Annotated in this window: 20 protein-coding genes and 5 pseudogenes; 4 read left to right on the forward strand and 21 right to left on the reverse strand. The window is 60.6% G+C overall.

Annotated features, from left to right (window positions below; all coding sequences use genetic code 11):
• Window positions 1-118: 118 nt before the first annotated feature.
• From AC630_RS03425 to nifH, 7 genes and pseudogenes are all read right to left on the reverse strand, one after another.
• Entirely contained in the window at window positions 119-1,117 is a 999-nt protein-coding gene (locus tag AC630_RS03425) for a polyprenyl synthetase family protein (RefSeq protein WP_074117071.1), read from the reverse strand.
• Window positions 1,118-1,265: 148 nt separating this feature from the next.
• Complete coding sequence (locus AC630_RS03430; protein WP_074117072.1) at window positions 1,266-2,609, reverse strand: cytochrome P450; 1,344 nt, start codon at window positions 2,607-2,609, stop codon at window positions 1,266-1,268.
• On the reverse strand, window positions 2,609-3,454 hold the full coding sequence (locus AC630_RS03435; RefSeq protein ID WP_074117073.1) for an SDR family oxidoreductase: 846 nt from the start codon (window positions 3,452-3,454) through the stop codon (window positions 2,609-2,611). The genes AC630_RS03430 and AC630_RS03435 overlap by 1 nt, the downstream gene beginning before the upstream one ends.
• On the reverse strand, window positions 3,441-3,749 hold the full coding sequence (locus AC630_RS03440) for a ferredoxin (RefSeq protein WP_074117074.1): 309 nt from the start codon (window positions 3,747-3,749) through the stop codon (window positions 3,441-3,443). The genes AC630_RS03435 and AC630_RS03440 overlap by 14 nt, the downstream gene beginning before the upstream one ends.
• A 1-nt stretch (window position 3,750) precedes the next feature.
• A complete protein-coding gene (locus AC630_RS03445; RefSeq protein ID WP_074117075.1) occupies window positions 3,751-5,043 on the reverse strand; it encodes a cytochrome P450 in 1,293 nt (430 codons plus the stop codon).
• Between the two features lie 145 nt (window positions 5,044-5,188).
• Window positions 5,189-6,049: pseudogene (locus AC630_RS03450) on the reverse strand (cytochrome P450); the annotation flags it as partial.
• A 153-nt stretch (window positions 6,050-6,202) separates the two neighbouring features.
• Window positions 6,203-6,304 (reverse strand): annotated as a pseudogene (nifH, locus tag AC630_RS48195) (nitrogenase reductase); the annotation flags it as partial.
• Window positions 6,305-6,709: 405 nt separating this feature from the next.
• On the opposite strand from nifH, the pseudogene AC630_RS03455 reads away from it, so the two are divergent.
• A pseudogene (locus AC630_RS03455) lies at window positions 6,710-7,217 on the forward strand (IS5 family transposase); the annotation flags it as partial.
• Window positions 7,218-7,742: 525 nt separating this feature from the next.
• On the forward strand, window positions 7,743-8,480 hold the full coding sequence (locus AC630_RS03460) for an OmpW family outer membrane protein (RefSeq protein ID WP_083636112.1): 738 nt from the start codon (window positions 7,743-7,745) through the stop codon (window positions 8,478-8,480).
• 1,222 nt (window positions 8,481-9,702) lie between these two features.
• On the opposite strand, the gene AC630_RS03470 is transcribed toward AC630_RS03460, so the two are convergent.
• From AC630_RS03470 to AC630_RS03525, 12 genes are all read right to left on the reverse strand, one after another.
• Complete coding sequence (locus AC630_RS03470) at window positions 9,703-9,936, reverse strand: hypothetical protein (RefSeq protein ID WP_074117076.1); 234 nt, start codon at window positions 9,934-9,936, stop codon at window positions 9,703-9,705.
• A 345-nt stretch (window positions 9,937-10,281) separates the two neighbouring features.
• Window positions 10,282-10,551 carry a DUF6129 family protein gene (locus AC630_RS03475; protein WP_074117077.1) on the reverse strand — a complete coding sequence of 90 codons (270 nt, stop codon included), beginning with the start codon at window positions 10,549-10,551 and terminating at the stop codon, window positions 10,282-10,284.
• 33 nt (window positions 10,552-10,584) lie between these two features.
• On the reverse strand, window positions 10,585-10,938 hold the full coding sequence (locus AC630_RS03480) for a DUF3024 domain-containing protein (RefSeq protein WP_074117078.1): 354 nt from the start codon (window positions 10,936-10,938) through the stop codon (window positions 10,585-10,587).
• 16 nt (window positions 10,939-10,954) lie between these two features.
• The gene (locus AC630_RS03485; protein ID WP_074117079.1) at window positions 10,955-11,194 is read right to left on the reverse strand and encodes a nitrogen fixation protein NifZ; all 240 of its coding nucleotides are present in this window, start codon (window positions 11,192-11,194) and stop codon (window positions 10,955-10,957) included.
• The gene (locus AC630_RS03490) at window positions 11,191-11,511 is read right to left on the reverse strand and encodes a nitrogen fixation protein NifZ (RefSeq protein ID WP_074117080.1); all 321 of its coding nucleotides are present in this window, start codon (window positions 11,509-11,511) and stop codon (window positions 11,191-11,193) included. The genes AC630_RS03485 and AC630_RS03490 overlap by 4 nt, the downstream gene beginning before the upstream one ends.
• 397 nt (window positions 11,512-11,908) lie before the next feature.
• The gene (locus AC630_RS03500; RefSeq protein ID WP_074117082.1) at window positions 11,909-12,133 is read right to left on the reverse strand and encodes a 4Fe-4S binding protein; all 225 of its coding nucleotides are present in this window, start codon (window positions 12,131-12,133) and stop codon (window positions 11,909-11,911) included.
• Between the two features lie 12 nt (window positions 12,134-12,145).
• Complete coding sequence (gene nifB, locus AC630_RS03505; RefSeq protein WP_074117083.1) at window positions 12,146-13,699, reverse strand: nitrogenase cofactor biosynthesis protein NifB; 1,554 nt, start codon at window positions 13,697-13,699, stop codon at window positions 12,146-12,148.
• A 280-nt stretch (window positions 13,700-13,979) separates the two neighbouring features.
• Window positions 13,980-14,276 (reverse strand): SIR2 family protein, encoded by a 297-nt coding sequence (locus AC630_RS46675; protein WP_245330247.1) that lies wholly within the window; start codon window positions 14,274-14,276, stop codon window positions 13,980-13,982.
• Between the two features lie 242 nt (window positions 14,277-14,518).
• Window positions 14,519-14,707, reverse strand: a complete 189-nt coding sequence (locus AC630_RS46680; RefSeq protein WP_245330248.1) for a hypothetical protein — start codon at window positions 14,705-14,707, stop codon at window positions 14,519-14,521.
• 156 nt (window positions 14,708-14,863) lie between these two features.
• Complete coding sequence (gene nifT / locus AC630_RS03515) at window positions 14,864-15,088, reverse strand: putative nitrogen fixation protein NifT (RefSeq protein WP_074117084.1); 225 nt, start codon at window positions 15,086-15,088, stop codon at window positions 14,864-14,866.
• A 4-nt stretch (window positions 15,089-15,092) separates the two neighbouring features.
• Window positions 15,093-16,277: a cysteine desulfurase NifS gene (gene nifS / locus AC630_RS03520; RefSeq protein ID WP_074117085.1), complete on the reverse strand. Its 1,185-nt coding sequence runs from the start codon at window positions 16,275-16,277 to the stop codon at window positions 15,093-15,095.
• Window positions 16,278-16,528: 251 nt separating this feature from the next.
• The gene (locus AC630_RS03525; RefSeq protein ID WP_074117086.1) at window positions 16,529-16,852 is read right to left on the reverse strand and encodes a HesB/IscA family protein; all 324 of its coding nucleotides are present in this window, start codon (window positions 16,850-16,852) and stop codon (window positions 16,529-16,531) included.
• A gap of 276 nt (window positions 16,853-17,128) precedes the next feature.
• Here AC630_RS03525 and AC630_RS03530 point away from each other — a divergent pair, with 276 nt between their 5' ends.
• Window positions 17,129-17,722, forward strand: a complete 594-nt coding sequence (locus AC630_RS03530; RefSeq protein ID WP_074117087.1) for a hypothetical protein — start codon at window positions 17,129-17,131, stop codon at window positions 17,720-17,722.
• 8 nt (window positions 17,723-17,730) lie between these two features.
• Here AC630_RS03530 and AC630_RS03535 read toward each other — a convergent pair whose 3' ends face one another.
• Window positions 17,731-18,156, reverse strand: coding sequence for a Rieske (2Fe-2S) protein (locus AC630_RS03535; RefSeq protein WP_502691498.1), 426 nt, complete (start codon window positions 18,154-18,156; stop codon window positions 17,731-17,733).
• Between the two features lie 167 nt (window positions 18,157-18,323).
• Between AC630_RS03535 and AC630_RS46685 the strand changes: the two are divergent.
• A pseudogene (locus AC630_RS46685) lies at window positions 18,324-18,680 on the forward strand (NADP-dependent malic enzyme); the annotation flags it as partial.
• 80 nt (window positions 18,681-18,760) lie between these two features.
• Here AC630_RS46685 and AC630_RS48200 read toward each other — a convergent pair.
• Window positions 18,761-18,901: pseudogene (locus tag AC630_RS48200) on the reverse strand (hypothetical protein); the annotation flags it as partial.
• Between the last annotated feature and the right edge of the window lie 100 nt (window positions 18,902-19,001).

Below are 19,001 nucleotides of genomic sequence, written 5' to 3' on the forward strand. Positions count from 1 at the left end.
CGCGGCCGTGCTGGCAACCGCTGCGATCGGCGCCGCGGACGCGGACACAGTGCAGCATGCACCGCTGCCGCCGGCCGATCGCAGCGGCAGACGGGCGACTCCATGCGGACGGGCGCGCTCATGCGGATGGCGCGTGCTTGAACAGATACGCGTTGGCCCGCTGCAGCATCTGCGCCAACAGTTCCGCACGCGGCCCCAGCGGGGCGATGGCCTCCCCGGCGTCGCGCAACAAATCCAGCGCGAACTGGCGCGCTGCCTGCAGCCCCATGATCGACGCGCAGGTCGGCTTCTGCGCCGCCGCGTCCTTGCCGGGGGTCTTGCCCAGCGTCGCGGTATCCGCTGTAGCGTCGAGAATGTCGTCGACCACCTGCAACGCCAGGCCGAAACAGGCGGAGTAGCGATCGAGCGCACGGTACAGCGCACCGTGCGCGGCATCCTCCGCCATGGCGCATAGCGCGCCCATGCGAACGGACGCGCGCACTAGCGCTCCGCTCTTCATCCGGTGCATCGCCACGATCTTGTCCAGCTCGACGTGCTTTCCGACCAGCGATAGATCGATGGCCTGCCCGCCCGCGGCACCCTCGGCGGACACCGCCTGCGCCAGTTCGCGCACGAGCGCGATGCGGTTGTCGCCCGGCGCATCCATGCTCGCGAGGGTCAGGAACGCGTGCGCCTGCAGCGCATCGCCGACCAGGATCGCAGTGGCTTCGCCGAACTTGACGTGCACGGTCGGAAGGCCGCGGCGAAGCACGTCGTCGTCCATCGCGGGCAGGTCGTCATGGACCAGGGTACAGGCGTGCATCATCTCGATGGCGGCGCCGACGTCGTCGAGCATGTGCGCCGGCGTGTCGGCCAGTGCGCCGGCAGCCAGACAGAGCAAGGCGCGGGTGCGCTTCCCACCATGCAAGGTGGCGTAGCGCATCGCCGCGATCAGCTCGGTCTCACCGTCGACTTCGGCGCAGAGAAGACGCGCCAGCGCCTGCTCGACCCGCTTTGCGCCGTCCTGCATCCAGATCGCCGGCAGTAGCCTGCCGGATGCGCCGCGCGCCTGCGCGCCCAATCCGCCGAGCGCGCAAACGCCAGTTCGATCGTCGGGTAGCGTGGAACCGGTCTGCATGTTGTTAATGTCCTTCTACCTGACACGGCCATTGCGAGCGCCGAGCCGCCGCTTGTTACCCGCATCGCCCCGAGCGCGCGCGCCGAGTGCAGCAATGCCGCGCGTCGCCGGCGCCGCTGCCACGCCACACGGGGCATGCGATGCCAGCTCATGAGAATCCGATGCGGATTGTCATGGACGGGTGTGCGGTCGGATAATAGCGCCGGCCTTTTTCGACGCCGCTCAACAAACGCGGCCGCATCCCGGCCTTGTGCATGGTCAGCGCCAAGGCGATGCCGAACTGCACCAATTCCAGCCATACCAAGTGGTAGCCGATGCAGACGTGTGGGCCGGTACCGAACTGCAGCATGTCAACCGGCCGAATCGGCTCCGTGCGTTGCAGCCACCGCGCCAGGCGGAACTGATCAGGCGCCTCGTGCAGCAGCGGCGAGGTCGAGAAATGCAGCAGCGGGATGCACAGATGGGTGCCCGCGGGAATGCGCCGTTGGCCGAGTTGCAATTCCTGCAGCGCGCGACGCGGCAGGACCGTGGTCGCCGGATGCAAGCGCAGCGTCTCGCGGAACAATGCCTCGGCGACCGGACACTGCGCCAGGTCCGCGTGCCGGGTCGGCACCCCGCCGACGCGTTGCGCCTCCTCGACCAGGGCGTCCCACAGAAAAGGCTGCCGCGCCAGCTCGATCACCATCCAGGCCATCGTCGAGGCAGTGGTGTCGTGACCGCCAAGCAGCAGCAAGCGGATATTGGCGACCAGGACGTCATCGGAGAGCGCATCGTCGCCGCGATCGAAGGCGCTTACCATGTCGTTGATCAATCCAGTGCGTGCGGCATGCGCGCGCGCGTCGCGGACGAACTGGCGCAACTGCGCGTCGATCCAGTCGCGGGCGGCGCGGCCGCGCCGCAAGGGCAGTCCGGGCAGGTCGACCGGGGGCGCGACGATCAACTGGAGCAGTTGCCGGTACTTGCGATGCCATCCCGGCAGGTCCTGCGGGGGGATTCCCATGAGGCTAAAGATGAGCTTGAGCATCAGGTCGCCGGTTTCGCGCAGGATGGTTACGTCACCGCGGTCGCGCCACGCCTGCACCCGCTCCCGGATGACGAGCGCGAACAGGTCGCCGATGCCGGCCTGGGTCAGCCCCGTGGGCAGGAACGGCGCCTTGATCGCATCGCGCGCCCGCCGGTGCGCGCCGCCGTCCTGAACAACCAACGTTCCGCCAAACAATTCGGGCGCGATCTCTTCGATCAGCGCCGAGGACACGTCCTTGTGCCGGAGCAGTGCGAACGCATCCAGATCCACGCAGGTCATCAGGTGTCCAGCAGGGCCGAAATCCAGCCAGAAGTGGCTGCCCAGCGTCCGTTCCGCGCGCCGCAGCAGGCGCGGCAGGTCGCAGACGATGGCGGGAAGATGCCCGACCAGGGGGAAAGCGCCGGGCACGACCGGGATGTCGGACCGCAGCCGGTGCCGACGGTGCAGCGGGTTGAGCAGCATGTCCATCAGCAGCGCGGCGCCGCGGCCGCTTCGGCGGTGTCGCCGCCAGGCCGCGCGGCGCGGCTGTTGCCACCATCGGCGTAGGTCGGCACATGCGCCAGCATGCCGCCATCGATGCACACGACCTGGCCGGTGATGAACGCAGCATCGTCGGAGAGCAGGAACGCCACCAGCGCGGCCACGTCCTCGGGGCGGCCGACGCGCGGCAGGAGCTGGTGCCGGCGCAGATACCGTTGCATGCGCTCGTCCAACTTGGCTAGGAGACGCTCGGTCAGGACGAGACCTGGCGCAACCGCGTTGCAGCGGATCTGCGCATGACCGTACTGGGTGGCGAGCGAGGCCGACAGCATGTTCATCGCCGCCTTCGACGCGGCGTAGGACGTCTGTGCGGTGTCACCGCTGAGCCCCTGGCACGACGACATGTTGACGATCGCGCCACCGCCGCGAGCGATCATCCGTGGGATGACCTGCCGGCAGCAGAGCAGCGTGCCGCGCAGATTGGTCGCCATGGTCTGATCCCAGACGGCCAGGTCCAGGTCGAGGATCGCGCGGTCGCGCGGGGTCAGATGCATGGCGCTTGCGTTGTTCACGAGCAGGTCGACCCCACCGAAGTGCCGCTGCGCCGTCTCGAACAGCGCTGCCACCGCCTGCGCATCGGCGATGTCCATGGCCAGGGCCAGCGCGTGGCCCGCTTCTGCCGCGATCTGCGCGGTGCAGGCGATGGCCGCCGAGCCATCAATGTCGGCCACCACCACTCTGCCGCCCTCGCGCGAGATGGCGAGGGCGCATGCCTTGCCGATGCCGGCGCCGGCGCCGGTCACCACGGCCACCTTGCCTTCAAACCGTCCCATCGTGTCCTCCTGGATTGCGTTGGTCTTTCGCGGCATGCCGCTCGGCCTCCGCCGGAGAAGGAGCAGGATCGGCGCTGGCGCGCTCGTCATCGCCAGCGTCGCTTTCGATGACTCGAATAGCGGCGACGGGGCACTGGTTGGCGGCGAGCCGCACGGCGGCGTGCAGTGCCAGCGGGACCGTCGCCCCGCACACTTCGGCCACGCCGTCCGGTTCGCGCTGGCGAAAGGTGCCCGGCAGCGTCAGCACGCACTGACCGGTAGTTCCGCACAGATCCTGGTCGACCACGACGCGCATCTCAGCCCTCCCCTTTCGCATGCAGCCGCACCGGCAGCGCGCGGAACGTCCTAAGGAACGCGGAGGGCTCCCGGGTCGGCTGCTCGGCCAATGCCAGCAAGGGGAAGCGCGCCTGGATCCGCGGCAGGCTCTCGGCCAACTGCACCCGAGCCAGTTGCGCACCGGGACAGAAGTGGATGCCGTGGCCGAAGCTAAGCATGATCTTCCCGTCGGTCGACATGCCAGGACTGGTGCCGTAGAACCGCGATGGATCGAAGCGGTCGGGATCGGCGAAGGCGTCCGGGTCGCGATTGCCGGCCGCGATCAGCACGCGCACATCCGCATTTTTCGGGATCACCACGCCGCCCAGTTCGATGTCGCGCTGGGCGATACGCGCAGTGGCGCTGAACATGACGGGCGCGTCGCAGCGCAGGACTTCTTCGACGAATGCCTTCACCCCCACAGCGTCTCCCTGCAGCCAGTGCCGCTGTTCGGGATACGCCAGCATCGCCAGGACCGCATGGTCGATGGTCGCCGCAGTGGTGGCGAAGCCGCCCAGTATCATGCCCCACAGCATGCTGATCAACTCCGCATCCGACAGCGTGTCGGCATCGTCGTCGTGTGCGCCGACCAGCATCGACACGATGTCGTGGCGGGGATCGGCGCGCTTGCGCTCTATGAGGTCTCCGAAGTAGGCCTGCGCCCTGGCGCTGGCCGCGTCCGCAGCGGCGAGCTGGGGATCGCTGGCGTGCGGGCTCAGCCCTTCCAGAATGGCTCCGATGCCGCCGGCAAGCCCAAACATGTCGTCGTGGGGCATGCCGAACAGTTCGGCGAAGACCAGCATGGGCAAGGCCAGCGCGAATTCCCGATGCAGGTCCACCGCCTCACCGCGCTCGAGCGCGGGCGCCATGCCGTCCAGGCGCGCTGCGACGATGCGCGCGATGCTCGGCCGCAGGTTGTCGATCTGACGGATGGTGAAATCGCGTGAGATCAGCCGGCGCAGACGCGTATGCGTCGGTGGGTCCTTCATCGCTAGCGTAGACGCCAGCAGATTGAGCGACAGGCTGGTCGCCGCACGCGGGAAATAGCGCGCCAGTTCGTCCGGCGCCGGTCCCCGAAAGGCATCGCCCGTGGCCATGAGCGCCCAGTAGATGTCGGCGTGGCGGCTCAACAGAAAGCGGCCCGACACCGCGCGATGCACCGGATCGTGCTCGCGCAACCACCGCATGAACGGATAGGGGTCATGGATGCACGCTGGCGACGCCAGTTCGGCGAAGGCGTCCCGGCATGCTGCCTTGGTTTTTTGCACGTCCATCTTGGTTACCTTTCGGCTGGCTGATCTGACCGGCGCGCGCCAGGCGCGCCGGCAAATTGCGGAGAAGATCGCGTTTCCCGGCGGCGTCCCTCATCACCAGAGCACCGGCAACTCCTCGAACCCGCCAGTGATGATCTCATGATGCGTCCCAGCCCGCGCCCGGCGGGTACATGCGCAGGATTTCCTCCACCGCCTTGTCTACCAGGGATGGATCGCCGACCAGGCATTCGCGCTGTTGCGGATGGCGGAACATGGCCAGCAGGCCGTATTCGATCTGCGCGGCGGTGCTCTCGTGCCCCGCCACCAGCATGCCCGCAGCAAGGCGGATCGCCTCTTCCTCCGTCGCTTTGCCCTGGTCGACGGCCGCGAGCAGATCCGTCAGCAGGTTGTCGCCCGGATCCTGGCGCTTGTTCCGCATCTTGCCGCGAATGTAGGCGCGCAGTTCTTCCCAGGCCAGGCGCGACGCGCTGCGCGGGCCGCTTTCATGCTGGTGCGTCATCACCTCATCGGACCGCCCGGCGAACAAGGCGTGATCCTCGTAGAGCACGCCCATCAGCGCGCTGATGACCATGGCTGGAAGCGGAAAGGAGAGGTGGCGCCGCAGGTCGGCGGGCTGGGGCTGGGCCGCCAGCGTCTCGAACAACTGCGCGGCGATCGCCTCAAGCTGCTGCGCGAGCAGCTTCACCCTGCGGTCGTTGAAGGCCGGCGCCACGATCGTGCGTAACCGGGCATGCTCGCCCCCGTCGTGCGAGACCAGCCACCCCGGCGAACCGAGAATCACCGAATCCGGGGTGAATGCCGCCGGCGGCATTCCCGCGGGCCGGAACGCCGCGTCAGACAGCACCGCCCTGGCCTCGTCGTAGCCTGTCACCCACCAGCCTTGGTGCCCGGATGGGAAGCTTACGCGGTGGATCGGACCGTTGGCGCGTAGCGCCAACATCTCGGGCGAGGGCTCGATGTGATCGACGCGCGACATCGGCAGCGTCGGCAAGGGTTGTTCGGACATGGTAGCACTTCACTCTCTAAGCGATGGAAGGACGGAAGGTGACCGTCAGGGGCTGCGGGCGGCGAATGAAGTAAGACGGCATGTAGACGACGTCCTCCGCGGCGTAGCCCGACTCGATTTTGAAGATCGGCCAACGTGTAACTGTCGGCATACCGCGGCGAGATGCAGAACTTTATCCTGCGCCTTCGAGTTCAGGATAAGGCGAGTGTGGTGGGCCTTTCAGTCGCAGCCGGCCATCAAGATTTCCTGCGCAAGGATGGACAAGGACGGCGAGCCTGTTTGCTAGGGGCTGTTTCGCCGAGGCCCCTTCCTATAGAATGATGCAGATTTGACATTTTGCTTTTCTTTCTTCGTTCCATAGATCGGGGTCATCGACGAAATGAAGCTCGGTCGGCGGCTCCCGGCTCGCAACGAAAGAGTATCAAAACTCGTGCCAAATTGGCCGACCCAGCAGGACAACAACATTGTGATTGCTTTTCAGCGGATTAGCCTGAGGCCGGACAAGAGCCCGGCGAAATAGGCCGGTGTCGCGAAGCCGACAAAGGTGACAGACCAGTGTCGGATAGTACGGTCGTCAGACGCCAGACCGGCGGCACCTTCTTTATCAGTTGTCCTGTCCTGGAATGATGCCAGGAGACCTCTGGTGCGCATCTTCGAAGGGCCACGCCCAGCGAAGACTGCGTCGTGCTGTCGCTCGACTCGACCTCGATTAAAGCTCACTGGTGTGCCTTCGGCGAAAAAGTGGGGGGCACAATCGAGCAATCGACCGCTCGCGCGGAGGCCGCACGACAAAAATCCATAAGCTGAGCAATCCGCTGCCGGCCGGTCGTCGTGCATCTGACCCGAGGCCAGGATGCCGATATCGCGGCGCCCGATGTTCTGGCGCTCGCGCCGCCCATGAGCGCGCTCCTCGCTCACAAAGGATATGACGGCGACAACCCTCGCGGCGATTGTTCGTCGCGGCGTCAAGCCAGTCATCTTGAACAAATCCAACCGCGTCCTCATCCATCGCTTCAACAAACGCACCTACAAAGGCCGAAATGTCATCGAGCGCTGCTTTTGCAGGCTCAAAGACTTCCGCCGCGTCGCCAGCCGATACGACAAGCTCGCCCGGAATTTACTGGCCGCTGTTCATCTCGCCGGTCTCGTCGAATATTGGCTCAATTGAGCCTGGACCCCAGTACTGTCGTTGCTTGGATGGAGCACTCAAGATGATCCCCAGCGATGCTCACGCGATGAACCGAGCACGCATTGTCCGCCCATGTGATAGGATTTCAGAACTTGCTGGCGTGCGTGTGGGAGAGAAGAACGCGGCTCTCCCATAGGCTACTGTTCGGGGCAAGCTCGAAGGTGAGTAGCGGTATTCACAGACCAGAGCTTCAATTCGGCTTTTCGCCTCGCGAACACGATCTCCTTTAGGCATTCGCGCGCACAGATCGAACACCAGGATCACGGCGCTATACCGCAAATGGATTTACGCCAGAGCATGACGCCAAAACGCGGTTTCTAAGAAGCGAAACTCAGGCACGACATGCCGAATGATGTTTAGAAGAGGAGACTAATGCTTGACGACGGCGATCCTTCAACGTCGTGAAACAATCGATCCACGAGCTGCTCGATTTGATCGGCATCAACCTCTTTGCCATCCAACTTGTGTCAGAGATGTCCCGCGACTCCTCGCGATGGATTTGGAATGGAGATTTCGATGAGAACAAGGACACTTCTGACGATTGTGCTAGCTGCGACGCTCGGTGCAGGCGCCATGACCGTACAGGCTGCCGATCTGGCGTACGCGCCCCTCTATACCAAAGCGCCGGTCGTCGACGCTTGCAATCCATGGATGATCCGCTTGCGCGTACTGGGCGTTGTGCCGGATGTCGGCGGGACCTCGGTCAATGTCGCTGGCGTCCCGCTCCTGTCCTCCCCGCACTCCGCGCTCTCGATCAGCGATCAAGTCATACCGGAGCTCGATATCAGTTATTTCTTCACGCGGAACATCGCTGCCGAACTTATTCTCGGCGTGACCACGCATCATATCATCGGCACCGGGACGCTCAACGGGCTTGATATCGGCAAAGCCTCGCTGTTGCCGCCGACGCTGACTTTGCAATATCACTTCACCGATTTCGGCGCGTTCAAGCCGTATGTCGGTGCTGGCATCAATTACACCGTATTCTTCAACCAATCCGCCGCCAATACGCCGTTCGCTGGCTTGGTCGTGACCGATCTGCGCATCAGCAACCAAGTTGCCCCGGCCGTCCAATTTGGCTTCGACTACATGCTCGATCCTCATTGGGGCCTCAACTTCGATGTGAAGAAGTTGTGGCTGAGGCCGAGTTATTCGGCACTTGCAAACAACACGATTCCAGTCTTCGGACACGCCAATATGGACCCATGGCTGGTCAGCGGCGGCATCGCGTACAAGTTCTGACGCGACATCCCGCAAGGTTAGGTTTGATCCAAGGATAGAGCGTGATGACGATTCAAACAACCGCATCTCGCTCGAACGAGCCAATGTCGGACGCAGTGCCAAAGAAAGTGTCCGACCAGGTTATTCTTTCGTTGGCGCACCGGTCGCGAAATTCAGCCTCGCAGCGGGCAAGACATTGATCAAAGATAGACTTCGGGTGGACAGCGCCACAATAAACGAAGTGGGTCGTTCCACGTGATCCGCGATGGAACATCGATCCCACTAAAAGCCCGATGAAATCAGCAACATGCAAGGCCTTACATGGCGCACGGAATTCTCAAAGGATTCTCGAGGCGACGTTTTGTTTTGCTGACGAAGATCCACAATTCCAGAGGCGTCGGTTCCAGCAGGATAAGCCGCTCCCGGCTAACGCGAGCGCGAGCCGAGCGTTTTTTAGGTACGTTTCAATACACTCACAAGGCGATCGACTCGTTTGCCGTTCCCTGAGGTGGCACGATTTCGTCAATGCCTTCGGTCGTGGCCGGGCGGTGCCAGACACCGTCGAGATAGACAACCACCAACGGACCTGTGTTGCAAAGCCGAGGCAACCCGCCGCCGCCAAAGCCGACATCCGAGAGGGCATGCGCTTCGATCGCCTTGCCCGATCGTCCATAGGGCAATGGCGCCGGAAGCGGGATCAGTGGGCGGACGCTCGGTGTGGCAGGCAACGACACGATGCTATAGAGTTGAGGAAACGCGAATTATTTCTAGGCATCATGCCTCTGGCTCGCAATCTCTCTGAAAATGAACGATCGGGTACGAGCTCATCGTCTCTGACGACCGCTTTTCGTTTGAAGGCGCACGCACGAAATGATAGCGCTCCACCTGCCGGTTGCGCAGACAGCCAACACGCTGGCACCATGATCATTGGCCTCGCCGGCGAGATCAGTTACCTATAACCTCAGCGTCACAGTCCTCGCTAATTCCAGTGTTTGATCTTGTCGTCACACCCCTTTGGTCCATTTTGATCTGCTCCACCATTCGACTTCTTAATCCAGGCTCCACGCCATCATGCGAAGAGATAACCCCAATAGTCATTGCCGAAAGCTCGCATCACAACAATTGGAAGCGGCCGCTTCTCGCTGTCGTGTTCGATCCGCGATAGACTAAACGCCCTGCGCCGCCCACTCGATCGCATCGGCTGGAGAATGCGAAGGGCTCAACCTCGCGGCGAGCCAGGGTCTCACTGATTTCTTCGCTCCGCAGGCGCTACAGCTTCCTGCCTGAAGGCATCCACTGCCGCGCGCGTCAGCTGGAAAACGCCGCGACAACGGCCCAGTGGACGATATGCAGAGCCGGCTCGGGCCTTGAGGAAATCGAACCATTGCTCGGGCGTAAGCCTCGCCGGACGCTCGCTGATATGGATCACCCTGCTATTTGGGGCGAAGCGGACGTGAATAATGATCTGCGAATTCATATCGTTCCCGTTGTTGTTAGGTTTAGAGACCGGAAGCCGAAGTCTGAAGAGCTAGAGTGTGACGCCCTCAGTTTCGAGCCCCTTGCTGGACCTCACGCCAAGAGTTTGGCTCGGCGCCTGCATTGGTGCAGGGGTGGCCGATACGCCCAGGTCGCTTGGAACCGCAACGGCATACTGACGGCCAAGATAGGCCGCGAAAGCCCACTCGAGCGTTCTCAGTCGTCTGCCGATTAGAAATTCGCTTCGAACGCGATAGCGCTTCGGCGCTCCGAGAGCCGAGTGAAAGAGGCGTCGCATTCACCGAATGCGCGACATCGAGGTGATCCTCTGCGGGTCCAGTGCCAATCACCGTCCAAGATGCCTTCTAGCCAGCACCAATCCAGTGGCTCGCGCCTGGTCGGCCGTGATCTGCGTGCAGGGGTTGGATCCATCGACTAGATGCAGGTCAAACCGCGGAAGACGCCGGAACGGCTGCTCCGTCACATCTGATGCATCACATTGAACCCAGGTGAGCTGCGGAAAGCGGCGCCTTAGTTCGGCAAGCGCGCTAGTATCAGTGTTACGTGTCGCAAGCAGGCGTTCGATTTCGTTCAGTTGTTCTTTGGCGAGCGCCATTGTGGCTCCTGTAAGACTGCTCCCAAATGAGCATCACTGCCAGAACAGCCGCTCGGGATCCGTGTTCAACTCGTCGATCGCCGACGCCAGCCGGTGGAAAATGCTGTAAAATTCCCAGCTTCGTCGTGCATGATTCTTGAAAAACAGCTTCCAGGTTCCGCTCACAGCATCGTACTGAAACAACGCAACATTGATCTGACCGCCGCCCTTATCGATATTGCGCGAGCAGCAGGGACTCTCGATGAGATAGCCAGCCCTTACCGCCGTCACACGGGGCGAGACATACCGGTAATGCTTGCGCGAGATTAAGGCACGTTCGATCCGCTTGCGATCGAGCTCGTTCGGATGTGGGATCAACCCTATTGGCACCTTTTTCATTGCTCTCATTGCGAGACTCCTCCCCTCAATGGACTGTGATCTCTTCTTCAAGACAACCGACGACCAGCCCTCCCCTGAACTTTACAAGATAGATCGGCACGCTTGTTTCGGTATGCATCATGACCCGAACGATCTGGCCGATACGACCAGCGCCGACCAGGATCCCATCAGGCGGCGCGGTCGCAACTGACCCGTCATTGACGAGATCGACTGCGATTCTCACGCACTGGCCCGATCGATATTTTGGAACGCGCGCCTCCGTCATGATACAGCCTCGTCCGGCAAGGGCAGATCATCGCTCTCGACGCACGAACCGACCGGATCGAGCTCTTTGCGCTTCATGCCGACGCGGTAGCCACTTTCAAGAAATTCGACACCGTAGATGTAGAATTTCTGCAGGAACGTGCCGATCGAAATGACATAACCCACCTCGCCCCTTCTCGCCAGAATTTCACCGATCTCCTTGCCTCGAAAAGTGCCGTCATTGCGGACGGTGCGGCTGGCCCGCACCTTTTCGCCAAAGGTGAACGCGGGCGGCCCGTTTAGCTCGACCACATCACTGTCGCGAACGATGTTGTTCATGCGCCTTCCCCTTGCGGACCTGCAGGGTGCACAACGACGCGAGTACGGACGCTCTTATGCACCATACCGTTCTCATCTTTGCTGAGACATGTGAACTCGCCATCCGCGACGCCTATTGTCACTTCGTAGTGGGCAGGCCATTCGCTGTCACGATTCAGAGCGGTTAGCGACTGAGGTGAAAGTCGCTGCGCGATCTCGAGGTGCACGGAGGTGTCGGGGTCGTTCATCCTGGCAAGTAGCCGCATACGTCCTGCCATCATGTAGCGAACCTCATTGGCCTCATCATTCATCAGCCAGCCAGGTCGACGCGGCGCGAAGCGGCGCCAGCAATGCACACGGCGATAATCGCGAGTTTCCAGCGACGGAGCTCGGCTTGCAGTTCACGAGCACATCCCTTTTAGGCAGACGCCTGGGACCGCGGCACTGATGTGTCGATAACGCAGGTGTTTTCAACTGGACAGACAGCGACACACTGCGGCTCGTGAAAATCGCCGATGCATTCGGTGCACTTATTTGGTTTAATCACGAAGTTTCCGGCCTTCTCCCAGATTGCAACGTTCGGGCATAAGGGTTCACAAGCCGAGCAACTCGTGCATTGCGAGGCGATGATCTTGAATGGCATAGATACAACCTCTCACGCGACCGAGATCAGTAGTTCTTGCGGGATCGCGGCTTCGCCGCGCTTGACGTGCAGGATCTCACCGCTTTTGATTTTATGGAGATAGTCCCGGAACCAGCCGATCGCCGACTTCTCGATGGAGCCATGTGCGTATTGATCAACCGGCTCGATCCCAGCGTTGATCAGAATGTCTCTTGGGCAGCCACCGATCTTGGCCACGAATACAGCATGGCAATCGTTGATGGCGCGGATGATGCTCGCGAGCCGATCCTCCTCGCCATATTCGCCCTGACAGTAAACGTCGACGCGGCGGTGCCCGACGAGTTTGACGCCGGACGTCGAGATTTCGTACACGTGGAATTCCCTAGCATGCCCAAAATGCTCATTGATGAGGCCCGAGCCTTTGGTTGCGACCGCGGCTAGAAGGTTGATTTCGCTCATCTCGCCAGCGAGTTCCGCTAGCTCCTCACTTGTCGCGATGTTCGCCGCACGCTCATCCTCAATCCTGGCCTGATAAACCTTGCGCGCTTCGAGGTCATATTGAACGTCCATGGCCATCACCTTCTCTGTCGTGAACTCGCCGCTGCGATCCTCGCCGAGCAGGCCGACAGCATCAGCGCGGCACTGGCGGCAATGCCGCATCATGTTTATCTGACCTTCACAAGCATCCTGAAGCGCCTTCAATTCCTGCGCCGTCGGACCTCGCTGGCCTTTGAGACCGAATGCTGTGCCGTGCTCGGGCGCGGAGATCAGTGGCATGATATTGTGCAGGAAGGCGCCGCGCGACTTCACTGCCTTATTGACCTCGATGAGGTGCTGGTCGTTGATGCCGGGAATCATCACTGAATTGATCTTGCACAGGACACCCCGCTGCGTGAGCATCTCGAGACCCTGCAGTTGACGAATGGTGAGTATTTTTGCAGCTTCGATTCCGGAGTAGCGCTTGTGGTTGAAGAAAATCCACGGATATATCCTGGCACCGATTTCGGGATCGATCATGTTGATGGTGATGGTGACGTGGTCGATTTTGTAGCGGGATATCGTGTCGACATGATCCGGCAGGTCCAACCCGTTCGTTGATAGACACAACTGGATGTCGGGCGCCGCCCTGGCGATGAGTTCGAACGTCTTGAATGTATTTTTTGGATTGGCCAAAGCGTCGCCGGGGCCGGCGATGCCGAGCACAGTCAGCTGTGGAATTCTCGTGGCGACAGCGAGCATCTTTTTGACCGCCTGCTCAGGAGTGAGCTTCTCACTAACGACACCCGGACGCGATTCGTTGGCGCAGTCGTATTTGCGATTGCAGTAGTTGCACTGAATATTGCAAGCCGGCGCAACCCCGACATGCATGCGAGCGTAATGATGATGAGCTTCCTCGCTATAGCAGGGATGGTTCTTAACTTTATGCCAGATTTCGGACGGCAGATCGCCTTGGCCAGCCTGTGACCCGCAGCTCCCCTTGCCATTTTTCGGAGAGCTTTGGCACCCCTTATAATCGGCAATGACCCGCATCTCGCCGCTATCCTCAGCATCCATGACATATTCTCCGCTTCCGGCAACAGCGTTCATTTCAGTTCTCTCTTGCAGGCTGTCCCCAGAGCGACCAGCCCGAGCGACCACAAAAAGACAGTTAGCAACTCGCGTGCCACCTCGGAGGCGATGGCATTTCTGCTACGTGAATGAGTTAGCTGAAGCGATCCACACAGTTCTGAACGCCCCAACGATGGTTCATACGTCGCAAATGCGACAGGCATGGCCATTTTTGACAGACACGGCCGTCACGGTCTCAATGAGTTCGCGTGGAATCCTCCCAACCCGCACCGGTCGCTTGCGATGCGACTTCTTCCCATTAGCGGACCGGGTGGCAGTCGGTTTTGCGACGTTCGTTGGCAAGCAATATCTCCATCGCGCGCAGGAGCCCTATCGCGAGCGGTGTCAGGCGATGCTCGACCAGAAAGCAAAGTTCGTTGGGCGAGAGCACTTCCGGATTGACGATCGCGTAATGGACGTTGGCCGAGCGCTTGGTGGTCTGCCGCGCATAACTACGTAATAGCTGGTCGTTGAAGCGACAGCCGATGAGTAGGAAACGCCACCCGTTCCGCCTTTCCTTGATGATATCGGGAATCGGAGTCTGGATCGATTTCAATCAGCACCTCAAGACAATCAGCATCAGTAATCAGGAAGTTCTTGAACGGCACGTGCCGCCATCTGGCTTGTACAGCACATGAGGCCAATGGGCCGCAGAGGCATCACTAACCTCCTAATCCGCCGCATCGTGATACCAGCGATCGTCGTGGATGTCGGAACGCGCGATGCCTCGCACTTCACACCATCCGTCACACGTGCCGAGGGCCGAGCGCATCGCGCCGTCGTACTAGGGGTCGACGATCATCGGCAGAGGCAAGGATGCGAGATGATGCTGCATTGGCGGCGCTCCACCGGGAAAGCGAACGCCTGCGCCATCAATGCTGTCGCGGTGGAGCGATGCATGTTGCTCTCGACATACTGCGCCGACGCGAAGCCGTTGCCTTTGCCCGGCGCGGCAGCGTAACCTTGCTCGAGAAAGAAGGCGGCCAAGGCCTTGTGTCTTATTGGCTCATCGGGTTCGAACAACTCGGCGAGGCCAGTGTCCGAGATACGGAACAATGCTGCCGGACCTCATCCTAGCCGCGAGACCAGCAAGAATCGGCTCCGCGTCGGCTCTATTGACAAACTCAATTTGCGGGAGCGCCTTCATCGGTCGTCCCTGTCTTCCCCACGCTTCCTCGCACTTATTGTGATCGGCAGCGGCGTGTCGCTCGCCATCTCGGGCAGATCGAGCACCCAGCCATTGGCAATTTTAATCCAACCGCCCCAAAGCGTCTCATACTCGGATTCCACGATCGGCTCTTCGAGATCTTTCTTCGGCACGTAAATCGAAAGGCCCACATCGGGAGAGCGGCGAATCATGATTTTCATCAGGTCAATTCCCTGGACCGCGATGCATGCTGGACGGTTTCGCATGCTCCCGCGAGTTGGCCCGCAGCTGAGCCACGATCTTTGACAGTACGGAGACGACCTGGTCGACCTCTTCGAGGGTTGTCTCACGCGACAGGGACAAGCGCACCGCCCCGTGCATGCTCTCCTCCGGCAAGCCCATGGCGCGCAGGACGTGCGATGGCTCGATTGAGCGGCAACCGCAGGCCGATCCGAGCGAAGCGGCAATGCCCGCACGTTTGAGATGATACAGAATTGCTTCGCCTTCGAGATGTCTAAAGGCGATATTTGTCGTGTTTGGTAGCCGGTTACTGATATCGCCAAGCACCATGCAGTCGGCCTGATCTAAAATCGCCAGCTCGAGGCGGTCGCGCAATGCGCCAATGCGAAGGCGATCCGGATCGACCCTCTGCGCCGCAAGCTCTGCAGCTTTTCCAAGACCGACGATGCCGGGGACATTCTCGGTTCCGCCACGCCGGCGCCGTTCCTGTGATCCGCCCCAGATCAGCGGCCTGAATTTTGTGCCTTTGCGCAAATAGAGCGCGCCGACCCCCTTGGGACCATGCAGTTTGTGTCCGGACAGCGACAGCATGTCGATGGCACTGTCCTTCAGGTCGATGGGCAGCTTGCCTACGGCTTGCACCGCATCCGTATGAAACAGCGCGCCCGCCTCTCGCGTCAACCGAGCTAGAAACTCCACTGGAAAAATCGTGCCGGTCTCGTTGTTGGCCCACATGACAGACACAATGGCAGTATGTGGCCCGAGCGTGCATCGAAACGCCTCGATGTCGAGCCGGCCGCGCGAATCTACGGGGATCACGTGGGTCTTGACGCTCGTTGCCGCCAACTGCTCGACCAACGCAAGGACGGCGGAATGCTCGACGGAGGTGGTGACGATCTCGTCGCGGCCATGCTGGGTCGCGAGCGCAGAAAGAATGGCCGTGTTATTGGCCTCGCTCCCGCCGGATGTGAAGACTATTTCGTGATCATGCGCGCTGCCTAACAATCGCTGCAAGCTGCGACGCGCCTGCTTCACGGCGTCTGCCCCCTCTCTGCCCAACGCATGGGCCGAGGAGGCATTGCCGAACCGCTCGCAGAAGAACGGCAACATGGCTTGTACGACTGATGGATCTGTCCGTGTCGTCGCATTGTTGTCGAGATAAATCGGCACTTAATACTCCCTCAATCCAGAGCCTTGATTGCGCTGGCCACCCGGATCAGGCCGAACGAATTCACCGGTTTTAACCAGCCGCGCCTGAAAGCCTTCTGACGTCATGATCCCTGCTGCCGTCGATTGGCCCTCGCCACCCTCGCGCTGCAGATTCCGGCGGCTCTTCCCGATTACGGCGCGAATGATCTGCTCCCGGTCGGCCCCGGCTTCAGTCGTTTTTCGCGCTCGCCAGCACGCTGCGGTTCGTCCCGTCATTGGCTGAAGGATTTTCCGCAGGAGCAGCACGACTTTGCGTTTGGATTGTCGAAGGTGAAGCCCGAGCCCTCCAGCGCCACCACGAAATCGATAGTCGTGCCCACCAGATGCTGATGACTCTTATTGTCGACGAACACCTTGAGCCCGTCACGTTCGATTACTGTGTCGGCGGGTTCTGCCTGACCGGCCAGACCCATTTTGTATTTGAACTCGGCGCAACGGCTTGCTTCGACTGCGATGCGCACGCCGCTTGCCGGCTGGGCCGACACTGAAATAGCGCTCTTGAGCGCATTCACTGCGCTATCGGTCAGATTGATCATAGTCGGCTCTCATCTGGGTTGTACTCGATCAACCGCTTGGCAAGGGACATGCCACTTCGCACATGCCCTGAAAGTGCTGACTTTTTCGACGCTCACCTGTTGGCTCTCGAGCTTGTGTCGAGTTCCTGACAACGCTCCTTGAGAATGTCGCACCATGCTTGCGTGTTCTCGTTAGAGCTACGCGGGAAAGCCCTCGCGCATGCGACGGCAAGCAATTTGCATTGCGTGTCACACCGGCCAAGGCGTCGGTAAAGAGTTTAGATCAAGGATGTTTTGATGACTTCAATCGAGAACACCGCACTGGGCCGACTTGAGGCGGAGGGGCGCTTGCTCAACGCCGTATTCAAAGGCGGGACCACGAAGCCGGGCCGGTTCGGCTTTCGCGGCGACATCGCACTGAAATTCCAGATTCAGGTCGCGGATGAGAAACGGCCGCCAGCCTATTCGATCGAGCAAGTGTTGACGATCGCGCAGGAGGGCGAAAGCACCATCCCGATTCTGGCCGGCTATCTGCACTCATTTGCCTATCTTGCCGACGTCGCAGATGTCCTTGGCGCAGCGCTAAGCCCGGATGGCAGCTACTTCATGTTCTGCAACAACATAGACCTGTTGGCGAAGTACCGAACCAAGCTTGGTAAGATCACCTTCCGCGTTCTTCCATGCGACGAATCCACGGTGTGGAAGGAGATGATGGACCTGGTGGGGGTCAATAAAAACGATATCAAGAGTCAAGACGCGGGCGGCAAGCTCGATTATTTGCTTGACGCGGCGAAGACCCTAGACGTTTCCTCCTATGACCAGATCTCTTACGAAGAAGTTCTGACGAGAATGGGGCCAGTGAAAAACCGCAACGAGAATCGGCCTGTCTAAACACCGGTTCAGATATTACAAGAAGGATCGTCCTCAACAAGCCGCACGCCAACGACACAGATGTCGCCATCGAGAACTGTCAGCGCGACGGGCATAAGATCTCTGCCCTTACATGGACCTTCGATGCAGCGGCCAGTGCCGAGCTCGAAGGTTGAGCCGTGCTTTCCGCACATCAGCCGCATGCCGTACGGATCCAGGAACTCGTTACGTTCCCAGTCTAAGTTGACGTTGTTGTGCGGGCATTCGTTGACGTAGCCAAGCACCTTCTTGCCCCAGCGGACCACGACGATGGACCAGGGCCTTCGGCTGCCGTCCTCATCGACGATCATCAGATGGAAGCCCATCGCCCGGCGGCTTGGAATGCCATCGAACCGACAGATCGCATAGGCGATAGCTGGTTCTATCCATTGCTCGTTCATGACCAACGCCTTCATTGATTGTCCTTCGATCCGTCATGCAAGAATCCCTCCATCTGTTGGACAATCCATTGCATCGAGTTCGTAAGCACAACCACTAACAGCTAGGCCAAGCACGATAGGTGAATCCGCGCGAACAACGAAGTTTGTCCGCCGACGCACGTCATGGATCCAAGGGGGAGCCTATGTCATCGTCTGAAGAACTCAACAACGCAGCACTCGCCTATCACGGTCTGTCACGGCCCGGTAAGCTCGAGATCCAGGCTCATCACGCCACTTGCCAATCAACGCAACCTGGCGCTGGCCCATTCGCCTGATGTTGCCGCGGACCGCAGCGAGAGCCAAGAACGGGGACCGCGTGCTCTGCCTTGGCAGTATCGGCTCGCTACCTAAAGCCCGCTATGGAAGGCAAGGCAGCACGCTTCAAAGAGTTCGCCGGTGTCGACGCGTTTGACATCAAGATCAACGTCGAGCTTATCGATCGCTGGTCGAGACCGGCGCCGCGGCTGAAGCCGGCGTTCGGCGGCACCAATCTGGAGGACAGTCCGGCGCGTTTGGAGCTCGCCCCCAGCAGGAGGTCCATAGCTGCAAGGGCAACCGCGAGATCACAGCCGCGATCGCCGTCTCGCCTAAGCTGATCTTCCAGAAAAATATAGCCCGCGTTTTCGACGAGCAGATGAGTACTCCTGAGATCTACAATGGAGATCACTCGTCTGCACCGCGAGAAGCTGTGCGGAACTGATCTGATTTGATGTGCAATGATACTCTAGAAGACCCATACTTTTGTCAGCTTATAGCTATAATAGCGCCTCATCGGCAGGACCGAAGAGCCTCGCAAGGGTTGCCGTACGATGAGCCTTTTT

Origin of the sequence: Bradyrhizobium sp. AS23.2, from assembly GCF_001908185.1 — a bacterium.
Lineage (GTDB): Bacteria > Pseudomonadota > Alphaproteobacteria > Rhizobiales > Xanthobacteraceae > Bradyrhizobium.